We start from the raw sequence: 17,363 nt of genomic DNA, 5'->3' as shown, positions 1-17,363 counted from the left end.
GGGGTCGAGCAGGACCGTCTGACCGGCGGGCATGCGCACGGCACTGGCGGGATCGTCGGGGAGGAAGCGGTAACGCATCGGGCGAAGGGAGGGGCCTTATTGCGAACGGCTCTCAACCTAGTGGACCCACCGTCACTTTTGCAAGCGATTCTCAATAGCAGCTGGTGATTGCGAAGCGGGCCGGGCACAGGGCACCCACTTCCGTCGCCATCGATGCCCCGGGCGGTGCCCGACAGCGCGGCTCCCGCCCCGATCGTCAGCAGCCTGGAGCGATCCCATCGCTTCAGCCCCCATGCTCCGCATCCGTGGCGACCGCTCCAGCCTGCTGGCGGCCCTGGCGGCCCACTGGGCCGATCAGCAGCTGCAACTGCCGCTGCTCGGCTCCGGCAGCCCCCTCAGCCCTGCTCCTCAGCCGCGCAGGCCGGACAGAGGGCCCGCACGTTGAGGACGCATTCCAGCAGCCGGAAGCCGAAGGACCCGGCCGCCGCTTCACCGGCGGCCAGCACGGCACCGCTCTCGAACTCCTCGGTGCGGCCGCAGCGGACACAGACCAGATGGTGATGGTCGCGGTGGGCGTCGCCGGCCAGCTCGAAGCGGCGCCCCCCCTCGGGGAGCTCCAGCTCCTGCAGCAGTCCCATCGAACTGAGCAGCCGCAGGGTGCGGTACACGGTGGCCAGCGACACCCGCTCCTGGCTGCGCACCAGGCGCAGGTGCACCTCCTCGGCGCTCAGGTGGCTGCCCTCGCCGATCCGCTCGAACAGATCCAGCACCCGCTGACGCTGGGGCGTGAGCCGCTGGCCCCGGTCGTTCAGGGTGGTGCGCAGGCTGCGGGGCTGGGCCAGACCGGTGGGGGGAGTGTTCACCACGCGATCCCAGACCTTCGCAACACTAAAGCCTATTGAGAAGGGGTGTCGGAGGTCGGTGTGCTGGCCGACGTCGGAGCGCCGGCCGACGCCCCCCGGGCCAGGCTGCCGTCCAGGCTGACCAGGGCGGCCCCCAGCAGATCGGTGAGCGTCACGATCAGGCGGTAGCTGAGGGCCACCGCCAGCAGCGGCGCCTCCGGCAGGGCCACCCCCATCCGCAGCAGCAGGACCGCTTCGAACACCCCCAGGCCCCCGGGCGCCCCCGGCACCACCAGGCCGGCGGTCCAGGCCAGGGCGAATCCCGCCAGCCAGATGGTGGCATCGCCCGCCAGCGGCAGGTCGAAGGCCTGAATGCAGCAGCAGAAACCGGCGAAGCGCAGCAGCACGAAGGCCATCTCCGCCAGCAGGGGCGCCCAGGGATAGCCCCGCAGCACGCTCGACCGCTCCATGGGTGTCTCCAGCCTGAGCTCCTCCTCCAGGCCGAGGTCCCGCGCCCGACGCCGTTCCAGCCGCACCAGCAGGGGATCGAGCCAGCGGGGCAGCAGCAGCGCCAGGGGCAGCAGACAGACCAGGCCCAGCCCCCCCTGCCAGCCACCGAGGGGCACCAGCGCCAGGGCCGCCACCGCCGCCACCAGGGGATCGAGCAGCACCGCCACCAGCGCCATGGTCGTGCTGAGCGGGGCGGCCAGGGGCGCGCCCTCGCTGCGCAGCCGCTGCACCCGCGAGGCCAGATGCCAGATGCCCCCGGGCAGGAACTTGCGCAGGTTGGTGGCCACGTGCAGTTCCACCACCGCGGCCCAGTCGGGCCGCAGCCCCAGCCAGCGCAGCACCACGCCCCAGGCCACACCGTTGACCACCAGGCTGAGCAGACTGAGCCCGACCCCCAGGAGCAGCCACATCCAGCCCTGGCCATCGAGCCGCAGCTGCACCAGCTGGCGACCGTGGCTGAGCAGGGCCGCCATCACGAAACCGATGCTGCCCAGGGTGATCCAGGGCCGCAGGCCGCCGGGCAGGGCCGGTAGCGTGGGCAGGGCCGACCAGGTTGGGGAGAACGGCAGCCGGCGCCGCAGGGAGCCAAGGCCGGTCCCCAGGCGTTGGCACAGGCCCAGGAGGTGGCGGGACCAGGCGCTCATGGGGCTCCCCCGTCGGCGGCCAGGGCCCGGCGCACCTCGTCGCGCACCTCCTCGATCGAGCGTCCCAGCCGCCCAGCCAGCTCCACGAGGTCGGCGTGCTCCGCCTTGGCCCGCCGGCGGCCGTCCGGGAGGGTGGCCCACTTGATCCGCACCGGCCCGAGCCGGGTGGCCAGCGTCTCGCTCTGCCGCGGCAGGATCCAGCGGTCCTGCCGCTGCTCCCGCACCCCCAGCGTCGTGCCGTGGCGCCACCACACCCGGCGCAGCCGGGGCCCCAGCTCCGGGGGCATCAGGGCCGTCATCAGGGTGCCGGTGCGTCCCTTCTTCATCGCCACCGGCTGGCTGAACACCTCCAGCGCCCCGTCCCGGCGCAGGGCCTCGGCCAGGTAGGCCAGGTCCTCGGCCGTGGCGTCGTCGATCTGGGCCTGCTGCTGCAGCAGGGCTTCGCGCACCTCGCCCCACTCACTGCCCCCCTCGATGGCCCCCTCCGCACCCGCCTCCCCCAGGGGACGGGCCAGGGTGAGGCGGAGCAGGTTGGCCCGATCCAGTTCGCGGCTGCCCAGGCCCACCCCCACCCGCAGCGGCAGGGCCGCGGGGGAGGGGCCGAACCGGTCGGCCCAGCAGGCCGCCAGGGCCATCCCGGTGGGGGTGGTGAGCTCGCCGGCGGGGAAGCCCTCACTGGAGGCCAGCGGCAGCCCCCGGGAACGGGCGATCTCCAGCACCGCCGGGGCGGGCAGGGGCAGGGCCCCGTGGGCGGTGACGACCCGGCCGTGGCCCGCCGGCGGCACACCGCAGACCAGCTGCTCCACCCCCAGATGGAGCAGCCCGGCGCAGACCCCGACGATGTCCACCAGGGCATCGATCGCCCCCACCTCGTGAAATTCCACGGCCTCGGCGGCGTGGCCATGGACCGCCGCCTCCGCCTCCGCCAGCAGGCCGAACACCTCCAGCACCCTCTGCTGCAGCGCCGGCTCCAGGGGGGCGGCCTGGAGCTGCCCCCGCAACGCCCCCCAGGGGCGATGGTGCGGCTGGGGCTCCAGGGCCTCCACGGCCAGGTGCAGTCCCCGCAGCCCGGCGCTGCGCCGCTCCTCGATCCGCAGCCGATAGCGCCCCTCCAGCCCCAGGGCGGCCAGGGGCGCCGCGATCACCTCCGGGGGAAGTCCGAGGTCCAGCAGGGCGGCCAGCAGCATGTTCCCGGCCAGCCCGGTGGGGCAATCCAGCAGCGCCAGGGTCATGAAGGGGACCGGCGTCCGAACCGGGGAGCCGCCGCCAGCAGCCGGTCGGCCTCCGCTTCGATCTCGGCGCGGCGCGCCCGCAGGGCCTGCTCCACCTCCCGGCGGGCCCGGCGCTGCTCCAGCCGGGCCATCTCCACATCGAAGCCCGAGAGACCCCAGAGACGGCCCAGCAGCGCCCGGTCGTCGTCGCCGCCGACGCTGTCGCCGTAGACCAGGGTCTCGGCCACCATGCCGGCCTGCAGCACCCGGCTCCAGCGGCGCAGGTCCTCGGCGGAGAGCCTCACGCTCTCAGGCAGGGCGAATTCGGTGCAGCCGCCGCTGTCGACGCCGGCCTGCAGACAGGCCAGGCTGCCCACCAGCACTCGCCGCACCTCCAGGCCGTCGCTGTCCGCCGCCAGGGCATGGCCGGCCTCATGCACGGCGATGCGACGCAGGCGCCCCTGGCCGCCGGGCAGGGCCTCGGCCAGCAGGTGGCCGCCCCGACCGCCGAAGCGGGCCGCGTCCACGGTGAGGGAACCCAGGCCCAAGGCCACCAGCAGGGTGACCCACCAGGGGGAGAGGCCGACGAGCGGACCGACCACGGCGGCAAGACTGAGCAGCAGCACCACGACCCCGGCCGTGAGGGCACCGCTGGTCATCTCAGCGGCCCTGGCGGGTCACGGCCCGGCCATGGCCCTTGGGCTTGGCCGGGCCACCCTTGTCAGCGCCGGGTCGGCGGGTCCGGCCGCCGCGGTTGCCCCGCTGGGCCACCGGACCGATCACCTCGAAGCGCTCGACGGCCAGCTGCTGGCCCTGCCGCCGCAGGTCGAGGGCGACGAAATGGCGCAGGTGCTCCAGGGGAATCTCGCCGCGCAGCTGCAGCTTGAACGGCACCGGACGGTTGCCATCGGGGCGGGGCTGCTGCCGCACCTTGATCACCAGATCCCCGGTCTCGGGGCGGGTGAAGATCAGCTCACCGCGGATCGAGAAGTAGTCGTCACCCTCGGGGAGCTGGTCGGCGGCAGGGGGGTCGGCGTGCTCGAACGCGGGGGCGGTGGGCTCGTCGGCTTCCGGCTCGTCGGCTGTGCTCGTGGCGGCTTCCGCCCCTGGCGTCGAGAGGGTGCTGGGCTCCCACACCCCCACCATCTGCAGGTGGAGCTGGTTCTCCTCCCGGGAGCGGGGGTAGACCACCCACAGATGGGGGGTCTCCAGGTCGAGGTGGCGGCGCATCAGGGTGAGCAGGCGGCCGAGCACCACCGCTTCGATCTCGGTGCCCTCGGCCGTGCGGATCAGGCCGCGGGTGAGCTGGGCCGGATCGGCCGGCACGTAGGACCCGCGCACCACTCCGATGGCCCGGTACTGGAGCGGCTCGGTGACCGGGGAAATGGGATGCTGGCGCATGGTGGAACGAAAAACCCCGTGGCGGTACCTGGACTGGCCCGGGTCAATGTAAGCAGCAGCGGAAGCGCGATGCCCAGGCCAGACTCGGTCGCGACCTCGAGCCCACCCCGTCAACGGATGCCCTCCCCGAACCGAAGCCTTTCCGGCCTCTGGTCGCTTCTGGCCGTCAGCCTGGTCGGGATTCTGGCCCTCGGGGGAGGCTGGTGGCTGGGTCACCGCCAGTCGGCCACCCAGGCCAGCGCCGACCCGAAGCGGACGCTGCTCACCAAGGAGGCCACCCGCCTGAGGCTGCGGCTCGACGCCGACGAGGCCACCGCGGCCGACCGCCAGCGGCTGCTGGAGCTGCTCGTCGCCCTCGACCGCAAGGGCGAGGCGATCGGCCTGCTGGAGCCCATGGCCGACCGGGAGCCCGAGCGCTGGTCCCTGCGGCTGATGCTGGCCGAGCTGCGCCGCGACCAGGGCGACCGCAGCGGCGCCGAACGGGAGCTGCGCCAGATCCTCAACCTGCGCCCCACCCAGGTGGAGGCCCTGCAGCTGCTCAGCCTGCTGAACCTGGAGCAGGGGCGCAGCGCCGCTGCCGAGGCCCGCGTCAAAGCCGCCTACGGGATGGCGATCAAACCGGATGTGCGGCCCGAGGCCCTCGGCATCGGCCTGCTGCTGGCGGAGCTGCAGCTCAAACGCAACCAGGCGGCGACGGCGGCGGCCACCTACCTGCAGCTGGCCAACCTGTTCCCCCAGGACCAACGCCCGCTGCTGGGTCTGGCCATGCTGCGCCACGACCGGGGAGAGACCAAGGGGGCCCAGGAGGCCCTGGCCCAGGCACGCCTGCGCAGCCCCGATCCGGACAAGCCCGATCCGAGACTCGACAAACTGGCGGCCAGCTGGGGGCTCGAGCCGCTCAGATCCCCTTCAGCTGACCAGGCGACCCCGACGGCGCCGACTTCGGCGCCTGGGCCTCGAACTCCCTGAGGGCCTGATCGATGGCGGAGCTGGGTGGGGTGGCGTCGTCCAGGGCAGTGCTCCGCTTCAGCTTGTTCATCAGGTCGAGCGGGTTGGTGCTGTCGAGGATCGAACCGCTGCCGGATCCCGATTTGCTCGGCCCGTAGTCGTAGAGCTGGCGCTCCAGGGGACTGGTGCCGAGGGTCTGGCCGTAGCCGGCCTGCTGCGCCCGGGCCTCGCCGGCCACCAGCAGGACCAGGGCCCCGACGCCGGCCACGCAGGCCTGCAGAGAAAACGAACGGGTCATGGCTCCTGCCGGCGGAGGGTCGAATCATCAAGGCCTTCATGATAAGGGCCCTCAGCCGGTTCCCCGCCCCGTCGCCATGGCCCTGCGGATCGCCACCTGGAACGTCAACTCGGTGCGCACCCGGCACGATCAGGTGTGCGCCTGGCTCCAGGCCGAGGCCCCCGACGTGCTGTGCCTGCAGGAGACCAAGGTGGCCGATGACCTGTTTCCCCACGCCGCCTTCGAGGCCCTGGGCTACAAGGCGGTGATCAGCGGCCAGAAGGCCTACAACGGCGTGGCCATCCTCAGCCGGCTGCCGATCGAGGACGTGCGGGTGGGCTTCGCCGCCCTGCTGCCGGATGACCCGGTGGCCACCGAACTGGGCGCGCAGAAACGGGTGATCAGTGCCTGGATCGAAGGGGTGCGGGTGCTCAACCTCTACGTGCCCAACGGCTCAGCCCTGACTTCGGAGAAGTACCCCTACAAGCTGGAATGGCTGGCCTGTCTGCGGCGCTACCTGGAGGCCCAGGACGCCGAAGGGGAACCCCTGGCGGTGGTGGGGGACTTCAACATCGCCCTGGAGGCCCGCGACATCCACGACCCGGACCGCCTCAGCGGCGGGATCATGGCCAGCGATCCGGAGCGGCAGGCCCTGCGGGACGCCCTGGGCGGGCGCCTGGAGGACGTGTTCCGCGTCTTCGAACCGGACGCCGGCCACTGGAGCTGGTGGGACTACCGCACCGGCGCCTGGGACCGGGACACGGGCTGGCGCATCGACCACATCTACCTCTCCGAGGAGCTGCTGGCCTGCGCCACGGGCTGCGTGATCCACAAAGGGGTGCGGGGCAACGCGCAGCCCAGCGACCATGCGCCGGTGGTGGTGCACCTGGCCTGGCCGCCCGAACAGGCGGAGGAGGGCGAGGACGAAGGGGGCTGGTGAGGGGGGATTGAGGGTCTCCAGCGCCCTCATCCCAGAAACGCCGCCAGGGCCAGGTCCGGGCGCCGCACCAGGGCGAACAGGGTGCCGTTCTGGCCACGGCTGATCCGCAGCGCGTCATCGAGCACGGTGACATCGAGCCAGGCGGAAAAGCTCTGCCGCACCTGCCGGTACAGCTCCAGCCGCTGATCCCCGAACCTGGGCCCCAGCCAGCCGCCCCGCTCGAAGCGCACCGACACCCGCTGGTGGGGGGGCTCGGCAGCCACGGCGATGCTGGCCTGAACGGCGATCCCCGCCAGGGGCCCCAGGGGGCCGGCCGGCCGCAGCAGGTTCAGGGCGCGGCCTCCGGCGGGGTCGAGCAGCTGCAGGTTCTCCAGCCAGGGCCTGACCGCCAGATAGGGCAGGGAACTGCTGCTCCAGCGCAGCTCCCACACCCCCGCCAGCTGGCCGGCCTGGGCCGTGAGATCGGCGGGCTGCAGACGCTCCAGCCGCTCGATCAGGGCCTCGATGCGCCCGGCGGCGGGGGCTGCAGCACCGGGAGATCCGCCCCGCAGCAGCCCGAGCAGCTCCTGCCGGCAGGCCTGGGCTTCGTCGGCGCCAGCGGCCGGGCCATCGGGAATGGCCGGGGGAGCCTGCGTCACTACTCTCACCCGCGGCACGGGGGCGCAACAGGATCCATGCTGCCAGGCGCCGACGGCCATCGGATACCGTGTCGCCCGGCCCGCTCGCCGAACCGAACCCACCGCTGACCCCGTGACCCTGACCACCGTCGACGTGACCCTGGTCGGGGCGGGGATCATGGGCGCCACCCTCGGCACCCTGCTGCGGCAGCTGCGGCCGGACCTGCGCCTGCTGCTCGTCGAGGGCCTCCCCCGGGAGGCCCAGGAGAGTTCCAGCGCCTGGAACAACGCCGGCACGGGCCATGCGGGGAACTGCGAGCTCAACTACACGCCGATGGCGCCGGACGGCTCGATCAGCCTCGCCAAGGCGCTCGACATCAACGAAGCCTTCGACCTGTCACGCCAGTTCTGGACCCATCTGGTGCGGGACGGGGCCCTGGGCTCCCCCGAAGCCTTCATCCAGGGCGTCCCCCACATGAGCTTCGTGCTGGGGGAGGAGCGCCGTGCCTACCTGCGGGAACGCCACCGGCTGATGGCGGCCCACCACTGCTACCGGGGGATGGCCTACAGCGAGGACCACGCCGAGGTGGCGGCGTGGGCACCGCTGCTGATCGAGGGACGGGACCCGGCCCAGGCGATCGGCGCCACCCACATCGCCGCCGGCACCGACGTCAACTTCGGCGCCCTCACCAGCCAGCTGCTGGAACACCTGCGGGCCGGGGGGGCCTTCGAGGCGCGGTTCTCCACGGCGGTGCAATCCCTGCGGCGGCGGCCGGAGGGGGGCTGGCGCCTGGAGACCCGCGACCAGACCACAGGGGAGACCCGGCTGATCGACACGGGCACCGTGTTTCTCGGGGCCGGCGGCGGGGCCCTCACCCTGCTGCAGAACTCAGGGATCCCGGAAGGGCGCGGCTACGGCGGCTTTCCCGTCAGCGGCCTCTGGCTGCGCTGCGGCGACCGCGCCGTGGCCAGCCGCCACCACGCCAAGGTGTACGGAATGGCGGCCGCCGGCTCGCCGCCGATGTCGGTGCCCCACCTCGACACCCGCCTCGTCGACGGCCGCCACTGGATCCTGTTCGGGCCCTACGCGGGCTTCTCCAGCAAGTTCCTCAAGAGCGGCTCCCTCTGTGACTGGCCCCGCTCCCTGCGGACCGGCAACCTGCTGCCGCTGCTGGCGGTGGCCCGGGACAACCTGCCCCTGACCCAGTACCTGATCGGCCAGGTGTTCGCCAACGCCGATCAGCGCTTCGCCGCCCTGCGCGACTTCTATCCGAACGCCCGCCCCTCCGACTGGACCCTGGCGGTGGCCGGCCAGCGGGTGCAGATCATCAAGGCCGATGCCCGGCGCGGCGGGGTGCTCCAGTTCGGCACCGAGGTGGTGCATGCCGCCGACACCTCCCTGGTGGCCGTGTTGGGGGCCTCCCCCGGCGCGTCGGCCGCCGTGGCGATCGCCCTGGAGATCCTCCACTCCTGCTTCCGCGAGAAACTGCCCGACGGCTGGCAGGACACCCTCAGGCGCATCCTGCCCTCCTACGGCGCCTCGATCCGCGACGACGCCGACCTCTGCCGGCGGATCCGCAGTGAGAGCGCCGAGGTGCTGGGGCTGGCCGCCTAGGGCCGGCGCGGCGGCAGCAGCAGGCCGGCCCGCACCGCCCAGGGGCACAGGGAGAACAGGCGCAGCATGGCCGCCAGCAGTTCCGGCACCGTCAGGGTGTTGGCCAGGAAGCCATACCACTGGGGGCCGCTGAGGGAGAAGAAGCTGGCGAAGAACTGGCGCAACTCGGCTTCGGAGAAGCCCATCAGCTTGCCCAGCCCGAACTGGTAGAGGGAATGCTTGCTCCGCAGGGCCGGGGGCCAGAGGGCGCCCCAGCCCGCACGGGCCAGCAGGGCCGAGGGGGCATCGGCGTCGGCCATCGCCGCCGCCACCGCCACCGCCACCGCCGGGGCCCGGCGCAGCAGGGCGCCCACCATGTAGCCCGAGGCCGGGTGCACCATCGACGCCGCCCCGCCGAAGCCCAGCACCGGCTGCTGCAGATCCGGCAGGGGCAGGTTCATCGGGAACAGGCAGAATTCCTCGTGCTCCACCTCCAGCACCACCACGCCGCGGTGGGCCAGGCGCCGGTGGAGGCGTTGCTGCAGCAGCTCGAAGGGCACCGGGGGGGCCAGGGCCAGCGACGTCTCCTCGACGAAGAAGCGGCCGCCGCCCAGGTCCATCGCATAGAGAAAGGTGGGGGGCTCGGCCCGCTCCGCCTCGCTGAGGTGGTCGGCGCGATAATCCATCAGCACGAACTGATCGGCCTGCACGGGCGGCGCCGAGAAGCGGCCGATGATGCCGTAGGCCGACTGGCCGGCCACCGGCCCCCGGTCGGGCCGCTTCACCAGCACCGGCTGATGGCCGGTGGCGTCCACCACCAGCCGCACCTCCAGCCGGCGCCCATCCGCCAGCTCCACCGCGCTCAGCGCCCCGGAGGCGTCACAACCGCTGGCCAGCCCCTGGAGCAGCTCCACCCCGCCACGCCCGCAGGCCTCCAGCCAGTGCCGCTGAAGGGCCGCGCGGTCGAACAGGCCGTAATCGCGGCCATGGGCCGTGGGGCGGTTGGCCGCCGCCTCCGGGTCCGGATCACCAGCGCCGAAGTAGCTGACCGTATGGCTCCAGCGGTGCTCCAGCAGATGGCCCAGGCCCAGGGCGTCCACCTCGTCCCCCCAGATGCCGTAGGTGTTGGGCCAGGGGGCGCGTGGATCGTCGGGCGCCAGCAGCGCCACGGCGAGCCCTTCGCCCGCCAGGGCCGCTGCGATGCAGAGGGCGGCGGGGCCGCCACCGAGCACCAGCACGTCCCTCGCCATCTCGCCGGTACGGTGATGGCTCATCCTGCACCACGGCCATGCGCGGCGTCGGCGGCCGGCGGCTGGCAACGCTGGCCTGCCTGGGCCTGCTCCTGATCCTGGCCCTGCTGACGGGTCCGGGATCCGCCCTGCCGAGAGCGGGGGTGCCGACGCCGCCACCGGTGGTGAAGCCCTCCGGAGTGACGATCCGGGTCGCCATGGCGGTGGACAACGTCTACCGCTTCTCCTCGAAGGAGAAGACCTTCAGCGTCGAGGGGACGCTGCGGCTGTCGGCACCGGCGGCGGTGATGGGGCGGTGGCTGGCGGCCGGCGTGGATCCCCTCTCGCTGGTGCGCTTCCAGAATCTCGTGGAGCCCTGGGACTCGCTGCTGGAGGCCAGCAGCGGTCCGCTGCGGCTGGGGGCGGATCTCGGCCGCGACTACCGCTTCAACGGCAACTTCTACTCCGATGAGATCGACTACCGGGGTTACCCCTTCGGTACCTTGCCCCTGCAGATCCGTCTGGTGGCCGATCCCAGCTTCCCGGCGGCGATCGCCGACCCGCCCAGGATCCGGCTGGAGGCCGACAGCGCCGCCTCCGGCGTCAGCCGCCGCAGCAACATGAATGGCTACCGGCTGCGCAGCTGGCGCCTGTTCCCCAGACGCGGCGGTGTGGAAATGGAGCTGCTCTACGACCCGATCGGCTGGGCGGCGCTGGTGAAGTGGCTGCTGCCCCTCACGATCACGATGGTGGTGATGCTGCTGACCCCCAACCTGCGGGCCAGCTTCAGCTCCGAGCGCCTGGCGATCCCGCCGGTGATCCTGCTGACGCTGGTGTTCATGCAGCAGGCCTACCGCGACTCCCTGCCCTCCCTGCCCTATCTCACCGTGCTCGACGGGCTGTACGCCTTTTCCTACCTGGTGACCCTGGTGTTCTTCTGCGAGTTCATCTGGTGCGCCAACCGGCTGGATCGCGTCGCCAGCCTGGACGATGGCCCGGAGCGCCCACCGCTCGAACGTCGGATCGAACGGCTGGAGCTGGGCCTGCAGCTGGCCAGCCTGGCCGGCTACGGGGTGCTGCTGCTCTGGGCCCTTGGCCAGCGCTGAGCCTCCGTGGGGACTCAGTCGTCGGTGGGATCAGGGTCGGTGAGCTCAGCGTCGGTGGAGTCCTGGCCGGCCGGGGCCCCGGGGGCGTCCGCCGTGGGCGCGTCTTCCGGTGAAGCACCGGCGATGGGCTCAACGGTGTCCACCGCCGCCCCGTCGGCCAGCTCCTCCTCCTCGGCGGCCGGCGGCACCAGCACCACCTCGGTGAGGCGATCCCCGGCATCCAGCTTCTGCAGTCGCACCCCGGTGGCCGCCCGGGACTGCTGGGGAATGGCGTCGGCCTTCATGCGCACGATCACCCCCCGCTCACTCACCAGTAGCAGCTCCTCGCCGGCCCCAAGCACCTTGAGGCCCACCAGCACGTCGCCGTCGCGACGGAACTTGATCGCCCGCAGGCCCATGCCGGCGCGGCGCTGCAGCCGGAACTGATCCACCGGCACCCGCTTGCCGAGGCCACTGGCGCTGGCCACCAGCACCCAGGGACCCTCACTGGGGACGACCTCGTCACCCTCCTCCTCGTCGGCGCCGAGTTCGGCCGTGCTGGCGACGCGGTCCGCCAGTTCCGCCGTGAGCACATCCATGCTCACCAGCTCGTCGCCGGGCCGCAGGTTCATGGCCCGCACGCCACGGGCGGTGCGGCCCAGGGGGCGGAGCTCCTCGTCACTGAGGCGGAAATGGATCGTCATCCCCTTGAGGGAACCGATCAGCACGCTGTCACCGGGCAGGGCCAGCCGCACCCAGCGCAGGGCGTCACCGTCCTCGAGGGAGATGGCGATCAGGCCGTTGGAGCGGATGTTGCTGAAGGCCGACAACCGGGTGCGCTTGATATAGCCGCCGCTGGTGAGCATCACCAGCTGGACGTCGTCGTCGAAGGCGCTCACCGCCAGCAGGGAGGTGATGGCCTCCTCGCGGGGAATCGGCAGCAGCTGCACGATCGGCGTGCCCTTGGCGGAACGGCTGCAGATCGGCACCCGGTAGGCGGGAATCGAATACACCACGCCCCGGTCACTGAACAGCAGCAGGGCGTCGTGGTCGTTGCAGCTGATGAACAGCTTCACCGCCTCCTCGCCCTGGCTGCGGGTGCCGGCCTTGCCGCGGGTGCCGCGGCTGGTGGCCTCGAACTCGCTCACCGGCATCCGCTTGAGATAGCCGTTCTCGGTGAGCAGCACCACCGAGCGCTCGTTGGCGATCAGATCGATGTCCTCCAGCCCGCCCTCGAGATCGAGGATCTCGGTGCGGCGGGGGGAGTCGTAACGGGCGCGGAGCACCTGGAGCTCCTCCTGGATCAGCCCCAGCACCCGCTCCCGGCGGCCGAGGATGTCCTTGTAGTCGGCGATCTTGGCGACGAGGTCGTCGTGCTCGAGCCGGATCTTGTCGGCCTCCAGGGCCGTGAGCCGCCGCAGCTGCATCTGCAGGATGGCGTCGGCCTGGATCTCGCTCAGGCCATGGCGCTCCTGCAGCTGGGCCCGGGCGGTGGCGGTGTCGGGGGCGGCCCGGATCAGGGCGATGATCGGATCGAGCTGGTCGAGGGCGAGCAGCAGACCCTGCAGGATGTGGTCGCGCTCCTCCGCCTTGCGCAGGAAGTAGCGGGTGCGCCGCTCGATCGTCTCGATGCGGAACTCGAGGAACACCCGCAGCATCCTGCCGAGGGTGAGCAGCACCGGTTCGCCCTTCACCAGGGCCAGCATGTAGGCGCTGAAGTTGTTCTGCAGCGGTGTCAGCTTGAACAGGTTGTTCAGCACCACCTGGGGGTAGGCGTCGCGCCGCAGTTCGATCACGATGCGCATGCCGTCGCGATCGCTTTCGTCGCGGATGTCGGCGATGCCCTCGAGCTTCTTGTCGTTGACCAGCTCGGCGATGCGCTCGATCAGGGAGGCCTTGTTGGTCTGGTAGGGGAGTTCGGTGATGATCACCGCATCCCGGTCGGGGCGGCCCTTGGCTTCCACGGTTTCGATGGAGGCCACGCCGCGCATGGTGATCGAACCGCGGCCTGTGGTGTAGGTCTCGCGGATGCCGCGGCGGCCGAGGATCTGGCCGCCGGTGGGGAAATCGGGGCCGGGGATGATCGCCATCAGGGCGCGATCCTCGATCTCTGGATCGTCGATCAGGGCCAGCAGCCCGTCGATCAGTTCGGTGAGGTTGTGGGGGGGGATGTTGGTGGCCATCCCCACGGCGATGCCGGAGGAGCCATTGAGCAGCAGATGCGGCACCCGGGCCGGCATCACGGTGGGTTCCTGCTGGGAGCCGTCGAAGTTGTCGATGTAGTCGACGGTCTCGGCTTCGATGTCCTCGAGCAGGCTGTCGGTGGTCAGGGCCTGCAGGCGCGATTCCGTGTACCGCATGGCGGCCGGCGGATCGTTGTCGACCGAGCCGAAGTTGCCGTGCCCGTCGATCAGGGGCATCCGCATGGAGAAGTCCTGGGCCATGCGCACCAGGGCGTCGTAGACGGCCGTGTCGCCGTGGGGGTGGTACTTGCCGAGCACCTCCCCCACCACGCGGGCGCATTTCCGGTAGGGCCGATCGCTCGTGAGGCCGAGCTCGTACATCGCGTAGAGGATGCGCCGGTGCACTGGCTTGAGGCCGTCGCGGGCATCGGGCAGGGCCCGGCCCACGATCACGCTCATCGCATACTCCAGGTAGGAGCGCGACATCTCATTGCGCAGGTCGGTCTGGATGATCCGTCCGTCGGATTCACCGGGTCCGGTTGGATCCGCCATGCAAGACCGTATGGGGCACAACCCACTCTATCGATGACCCTGCCGGCCCGGAGTGAATCGGCCCTGCGCCAGCGCCAGCGCAAGGGTCTGCTGCGGGTGCGGGCCGCCGCCGACTTCCGCCGGCTGGTGGCCGAAGCCGGGCTGGCGGAGGCCTACGCGGCCACCGACGTGGTGGTGGCGGCCAATGCCGAATTCACCGATCAGGCCAGCCTGCACCTCAACATCGGCCCCAGCGATCCCCCGATCCGCTTCCGGGACGCCCAGCTGGAATCCTTCGGCGCCCAGAGCGGCGGCGGCGGTGGCGACCTGGTGCTGCCCATCGGCGGTGGGCTCGGGGAAGCCCAGCGGCAGGCGGGGGCCCACCTGCTCGACCGGCTGCTGCGGGGCGGGACCGTGACCCTCACCGCCTCCGGAGAGATCACCGCCCTGCACCCCCGCCGGGACCTGCAGGCCCAGCTGGATCTGGAGCGGATCGGCTCCGGCCGGCTGCTGCTGCACCGGGGCATCACCGAGAATGGCCTGGTGGCCGTGAGCAGTGCCGAAGGGGTGCTGCGCAGCCCCTGGGGCCCCGTGCTGGGACCGTTCGGCAATGCCCTGCACAGCTGCGGCGGTGCCGGCAGCATCGGCCTGACCATGCCGGGGCTGGCGCTGCTGGGGCCGGGATCACCCGTGCTGGTGGCGGGGGCCATCGGCTGGGTGGTGGGCAGCGGCAGCGGCCACCAGCCCAGCGTGCCCCGCTCGGCCGCCGGCCACGCCCTCAGCCCCGGGGCGGTGGCGGCGGTGAGCGTGGATCTGCATGGCCTGCGGCCCGAATGGCTGCGGCCCTGCTTCTTCGAGGGCCACGGCGCCGCCCTGCTGGTGGGCCTGGCGGCGCCGATCCCCCTGATCAACGAAGCGGTGGCCCGCCAGGCCGCCTGCGGCAACGAGGACCTGGAGGCGCCGGTGCTGGATGTCTCCATACCGCGCCGCCTGCGGCCCCGCCTCGGTTCAGTCAGCTACGCCCGGCTCCGATCCGGCCGGATCCAGGTGGAGGGGCGCCGCGTCACCGCCGCTCCGGCCCACAGCCCCCGGCTGGCGGAGGCGATCGGCGCCGAGCTGATCACCTGGCTGGTGGAGGACCGCTTTCCGCTGCGCCTGCCGGTCCGGCCCCTCTCCGGCCGCGGCGGGCTGATTCCGCTCGACAGCTGAACTGCCTGCACACCTCCCGGGCGACGGGGGAAAAGGGCCGTAAGCTCCGCCGTGAGCTTCCGGCGCCTGCCATGGCCGAGACCCCCTTCAGCCCCGAGCCCCCCTCCAGCCCCGAGCCCCAGGAGAACGGACCTTCGGCGCAGCCGTGGGAGACGGAACCGGCCGTGACAATGCCGGACGCCACGACCCCTGAGTCGGAACACCCGGCCCCTGAGCCGTTCGACGTGGCTCCCGAGCCGGAACCGGAACCGATCTCGGCCGGTTTCGAGCCCCTGGCCGAAGCCGACAGCGAGATCCCGGCGCCGGTGCCCACCCCGGGGAGCGAGCCGGAACCCGGCATCACCGCCACCCTGGAGGTGCCCCCCCTGGAGGGCTCCGCCGAGACGGACGGCGAGGGCGGCGGCGAGTTCGAGCTGCTGCTGCAGAAGATCAAGGACTGGCTCGGCAGCGGCGAACTGCAGGCCCAGTGGCAGCGCTTCCGTGGCCCCCTCAAGGGGCTGGCGATCCTGATCGGTGTGGTGCTGCTGCTGCGGGTCTACGCGTCCCTGATCGGCACCCTGGACAGCCTGCCCCTGGTGGGCGGCCTGCTGGAACTGGTGGGCCTGATCGCCGCGCTCCGGTTCACCGCCACCCGGCTGGTGCGCAAGAGCGACCGGGACCAGGTCTTCGCCGACTGGAGCCGCCGCTGGAACGACTTCCGCGGCCGGGAGTGATCCTGAGCACAGGCTCGCGCCGGGGCCGTCGCGGACCGGTTGATAGTTTGTGCCCACTGTGTCCGTCCAACGGTGAACATTCAGCTCGGTCGCTCCCGGACCGTACGCCGCGCCTATGGCATCGATGAGATCGCTCTGGTCCCGGGTGGTCGCACCGTCGATCCCGAGGTGACCGACAGCAGCTGGAGCCTGGGGGGGATCCAGCGGGAGATCCCGATCATCGCCAGCGCCATGGACGGGGTGGTGGACGTGGGCATGTGCATCGAGCTCACCCGTCTGGGGGCGCTCGGAGTCCTCAACCTCGAAGGCGTCCAGTGCCGCTATGACGATCCCGAACCGGTCCTGGAGAAGATCGCCTCGGTGGGCCGCGAGGAGTTCGTGGGCCTGATGCAGGAGCTCTACAGCCAGCCGGTCCGCGAGGACCTGGTGCGTCAGCGGATCGCCGAGATCAAGGCGGGCGGCGGCATCGCCGCCGTGAGCGCCACTCCGGTGGCCGCCCTGCGCTTCGGGGCGGCGGTGGCGGAATCGGGCGCCGACCTCTTCTTCGTGCAGGCCACCGTGGTCTCCACCGAGCACATCGGCCCCGAAGGCCGCCAGACCCTCGACCTGGCCGCCCTCTGCCGCGACCTCGGTGTGCCGGTGGTGATCGGCAACTGCGTCACCTACGACGTCACCCTGCAGCTGATGCGTGCGGGGGCCGCCGGGGTGATGGTGGGCATCGGCCCCGGCGCCGCCTGCACGTCCCGGGGGGTGCTCGGCGTCGGCATTCCCCAGGCCACGGCCGTGGCCGACTGCGCCGCCGCCCGGGACGACTACGAACGGGAGAGTGGTCGCTATGTGCCGGTGGTGGCCGATGGCGGCATCGTCACCGGCGGGGACATCTGCAAGTGCCTGGCCTGCGGGGCCGATGCGGTGATGATCGGCTCCCCCATCGCCCGGGCCGCCGAAGCTCCCGGCCGCGGCTTCCACTGGGGCATGGCCACCCCCAGCCCGGTGCTGCCACGGGGCACCCGCATCAAGGTGGGCACCACCGGCAGCCTGGAGAAGATCCTGCGCGGCCCGGCCGGCCTCGACGACGGCACCCAGAACCTGCTCGGCTGCATCCGCACCTCCATGGGCACCCTGGGGGCCCGCACCCTCAAGGAGATGCGTGAGGTGGAGGTGGTGGTGGCTCCGTCCCTGCTGACCGAAGGAAAGGTGTACCAGAAGGCCCAGCAGCTGGGCATGGGCAAGTAGGCCGTCCCAGGTCTGGACGCCACGGCCTCAAGGCGAGATGGGGGCTAACCTCTGCATGTGGGGGCTCCGGCTCGCACACTCCTCACACCCCCCGGCCCGGCGTGTCCGGGCTTTTTGTCTTCCCCCGCCGTTTCCCCGCGGCCGCTTGGCCGAGGCAACGGTTTCCGCTACGGCCTGCAACGCTGGTCCCATT

The 17,363-nt window shown here is 72.0% G+C and carries 16 protein-coding genes; 7 read left to right on the top strand and 9 right to left on the bottom strand.

Features of this window, described 5'->3' with window-relative positions:
- Nucleotides 1-395 precede the first annotated feature (395 nt).
- Genes VB738_RS07660 through VB738_RS07640 form a run of 5 tightly spaced genes read right to left on the bottom strand, consistent with a single transcriptional unit; the run spans nucleotide 396 to nucleotide 4,608 of the window.
- Complete coding sequence (locus VB738_RS07660) at nucleotides 396-863, bottom strand: Fur family transcriptional regulator (RefSeq protein ID WP_416233160.1); 468 nt, start codon at nucleotides 861-863, stop codon at nucleotides 396-398.
- A 32-nt stretch (nucleotides 864-895) separates the two neighbouring features.
- Nucleotides 896-1,996 (bottom strand): lysylphosphatidylglycerol synthase domain-containing protein, encoded by a 1,101-nt coding sequence (locus tag VB738_RS07655; RefSeq protein ID WP_323305172.1) that lies wholly within the window; start codon nucleotides 1,994-1,996, stop codon nucleotides 896-898.
- Complete coding sequence (locus tag VB738_RS07650) at nucleotides 1,993-3,228, bottom strand: LarC family nickel insertion protein (protein WP_323305171.1); 1,236 nt, start codon at nucleotides 3,226-3,228, stop codon at nucleotides 1,993-1,995. Before VB738_RS07650 ends, VB738_RS07655 begins: the two co-directional genes overlap by 4 nt.
- Nucleotides 3,225-3,866, bottom strand: coding sequence for a hypothetical protein (locus VB738_RS07645; protein ID WP_323305170.1), 642 nt, complete (start codon nucleotides 3,864-3,866; stop codon nucleotides 3,225-3,227). The genes VB738_RS07650 and VB738_RS07645 overlap by 4 nt, the downstream gene beginning before the upstream one ends.
- A gap of 1 nt (nucleotide 3,867) precedes the next feature.
- Nucleotides 3,868-4,608 (bottom strand): hypothetical protein, encoded by a 741-nt coding sequence (locus VB738_RS07640; protein WP_323305169.1) that lies wholly within the window; start codon nucleotides 4,606-4,608, stop codon nucleotides 3,868-3,870.
- A 117-nt stretch (nucleotides 4,609-4,725) separates the two neighbouring features.
- On the opposite strand from VB738_RS07640, the gene VB738_RS07635 reads away from it, so the two are divergent.
- Entirely contained in the window at nucleotides 4,726-5,577 is an 852-nt protein-coding gene (locus tag VB738_RS07635) for a hypothetical protein (RefSeq protein ID WP_323305168.1), read from the top strand.
- On the opposite strand, the gene VB738_RS07630 is transcribed toward VB738_RS07635, so the two are convergent.
- Nucleotides 5,507-5,854: a hypothetical protein gene (locus VB738_RS07630; RefSeq protein WP_323305167.1), complete on the bottom strand. Its 348-nt coding sequence runs from the start codon at nucleotides 5,852-5,854 to the stop codon at nucleotides 5,507-5,509. The two genes, VB738_RS07635 and VB738_RS07630, sit on opposite strands and share 71 nt — an antisense overlap.
- An 82-nt stretch (nucleotides 5,855-5,936) precedes the next feature.
- Between VB738_RS07630 and xth the strand changes: the two genes are divergently transcribed.
- Nucleotides 5,937-6,773, top strand: coding sequence for an exodeoxyribonuclease III (xth, locus tag VB738_RS07625; protein ID WP_323305193.1), 837 nt, complete (start codon nucleotides 5,937-5,939; stop codon nucleotides 6,771-6,773).
- Nucleotides 6,774-6,799: 26 nt separating this feature from the next.
- Here xth and VB738_RS07620 read toward each other — a convergent pair whose 3' ends face one another.
- On the bottom strand, nucleotides 6,800-7,411 hold the full coding sequence (locus VB738_RS07620; RefSeq protein WP_323305166.1) for a PAP/fibrillin family protein: 612 nt from the start codon (nucleotides 7,409-7,411) through the stop codon (nucleotides 6,800-6,802).
- A gap of 112 nt (nucleotides 7,412-7,523) precedes the next feature.
- On the opposite strand from VB738_RS07620, the gene mqo reads away from it, so the two are divergent.
- Nucleotides 7,524-9,005: a malate dehydrogenase (quinone) gene (gene mqo / locus VB738_RS07615; RefSeq protein ID WP_323305165.1), complete on the top strand. Its 1,482-nt coding sequence runs from the start codon at nucleotides 7,524-7,526 to the stop codon at nucleotides 9,003-9,005.
- Here the strand turns inward: mqo and crtL are convergent.
- Nucleotides 9,002-10,234: a lycopene beta cyclase gene (gene crtL, locus VB738_RS07610; RefSeq protein ID WP_323305164.1), complete on the bottom strand. Its 1,233-nt coding sequence runs from the start codon at nucleotides 10,232-10,234 to the stop codon at nucleotides 9,002-9,004. The two genes, mqo and crtL, sit on opposite strands and share 4 nt — an antisense overlap.
- A 38-nt stretch (nucleotides 10,235-10,272) precedes the next feature.
- On the opposite strand from crtL, the gene VB738_RS07605 reads away from it, so the two are divergent.
- Nucleotides 10,273-11,319, top strand: coding sequence for a hypothetical protein (locus VB738_RS07605; RefSeq protein WP_323305163.1), 1,047 nt, complete (start codon nucleotides 10,273-10,275; stop codon nucleotides 11,317-11,319).
- A gap of 14 nt (nucleotides 11,320-11,333) precedes the next feature.
- Here VB738_RS07605 and gyrA read toward each other — a convergent pair whose 3' ends face one another.
- A complete protein-coding gene (gyrA, locus tag VB738_RS07600; RefSeq protein WP_323305162.1) occupies nucleotides 11,334-14,033 on the bottom strand; it encodes a DNA gyrase subunit A in 2,700 nt (899 codons plus the stop codon).
- A gap of 33 nt (nucleotides 14,034-14,066) precedes the next feature.
- On the opposite strand from gyrA, the gene VB738_RS07595 reads away from it, so the two are divergent.
- From VB738_RS07595 to VB738_RS07585, 3 genes are all read left to right on the top strand, one after another.
- Nucleotides 14,067-15,221 (top strand): homocysteine biosynthesis protein, encoded by a 1,155-nt coding sequence (locus VB738_RS07595; RefSeq protein ID WP_323305161.1) that lies wholly within the window; start codon nucleotides 14,067-14,069, stop codon nucleotides 15,219-15,221.
- 71 nt (nucleotides 15,222-15,292) lie between these two features.
- Nucleotides 15,293-15,934 carry a CAAD domain-containing protein gene (locus VB738_RS07590; protein ID WP_323305160.1) on the top strand — a complete coding sequence of 214 codons (642 nt, stop codon included), beginning with the start codon at nucleotides 15,293-15,295 and terminating at the stop codon, nucleotides 15,932-15,934.
- 72 nt (nucleotides 15,935-16,006) lie between these two features.
- Nucleotides 16,007-17,170 carry a GuaB3 family IMP dehydrogenase-related protein gene (locus VB738_RS07585; protein WP_094584827.1) on the top strand — a complete coding sequence of 388 codons (1,164 nt, stop codon included), beginning with the start codon at nucleotides 16,007-16,009 and terminating at the stop codon, nucleotides 17,168-17,170.
- Nucleotides 17,171-17,363: the final 193 nt, after the last annotated feature.

It is taken from the genome of Cyanobium gracile UHCC 0139, assembly GCF_034931325.1.
GTDB classification, from domain to species: domain Bacteria; phylum Cyanobacteriota; class Cyanobacteriia; order PCC-6307; family Cyanobiaceae; genus Cyanobium; species Cyanobium gracile_B.
The sequence above is the reverse complement of the archived record's forward strand: the minus strand, read 5'-3'. Positions and strand labels throughout refer to the sequence as shown.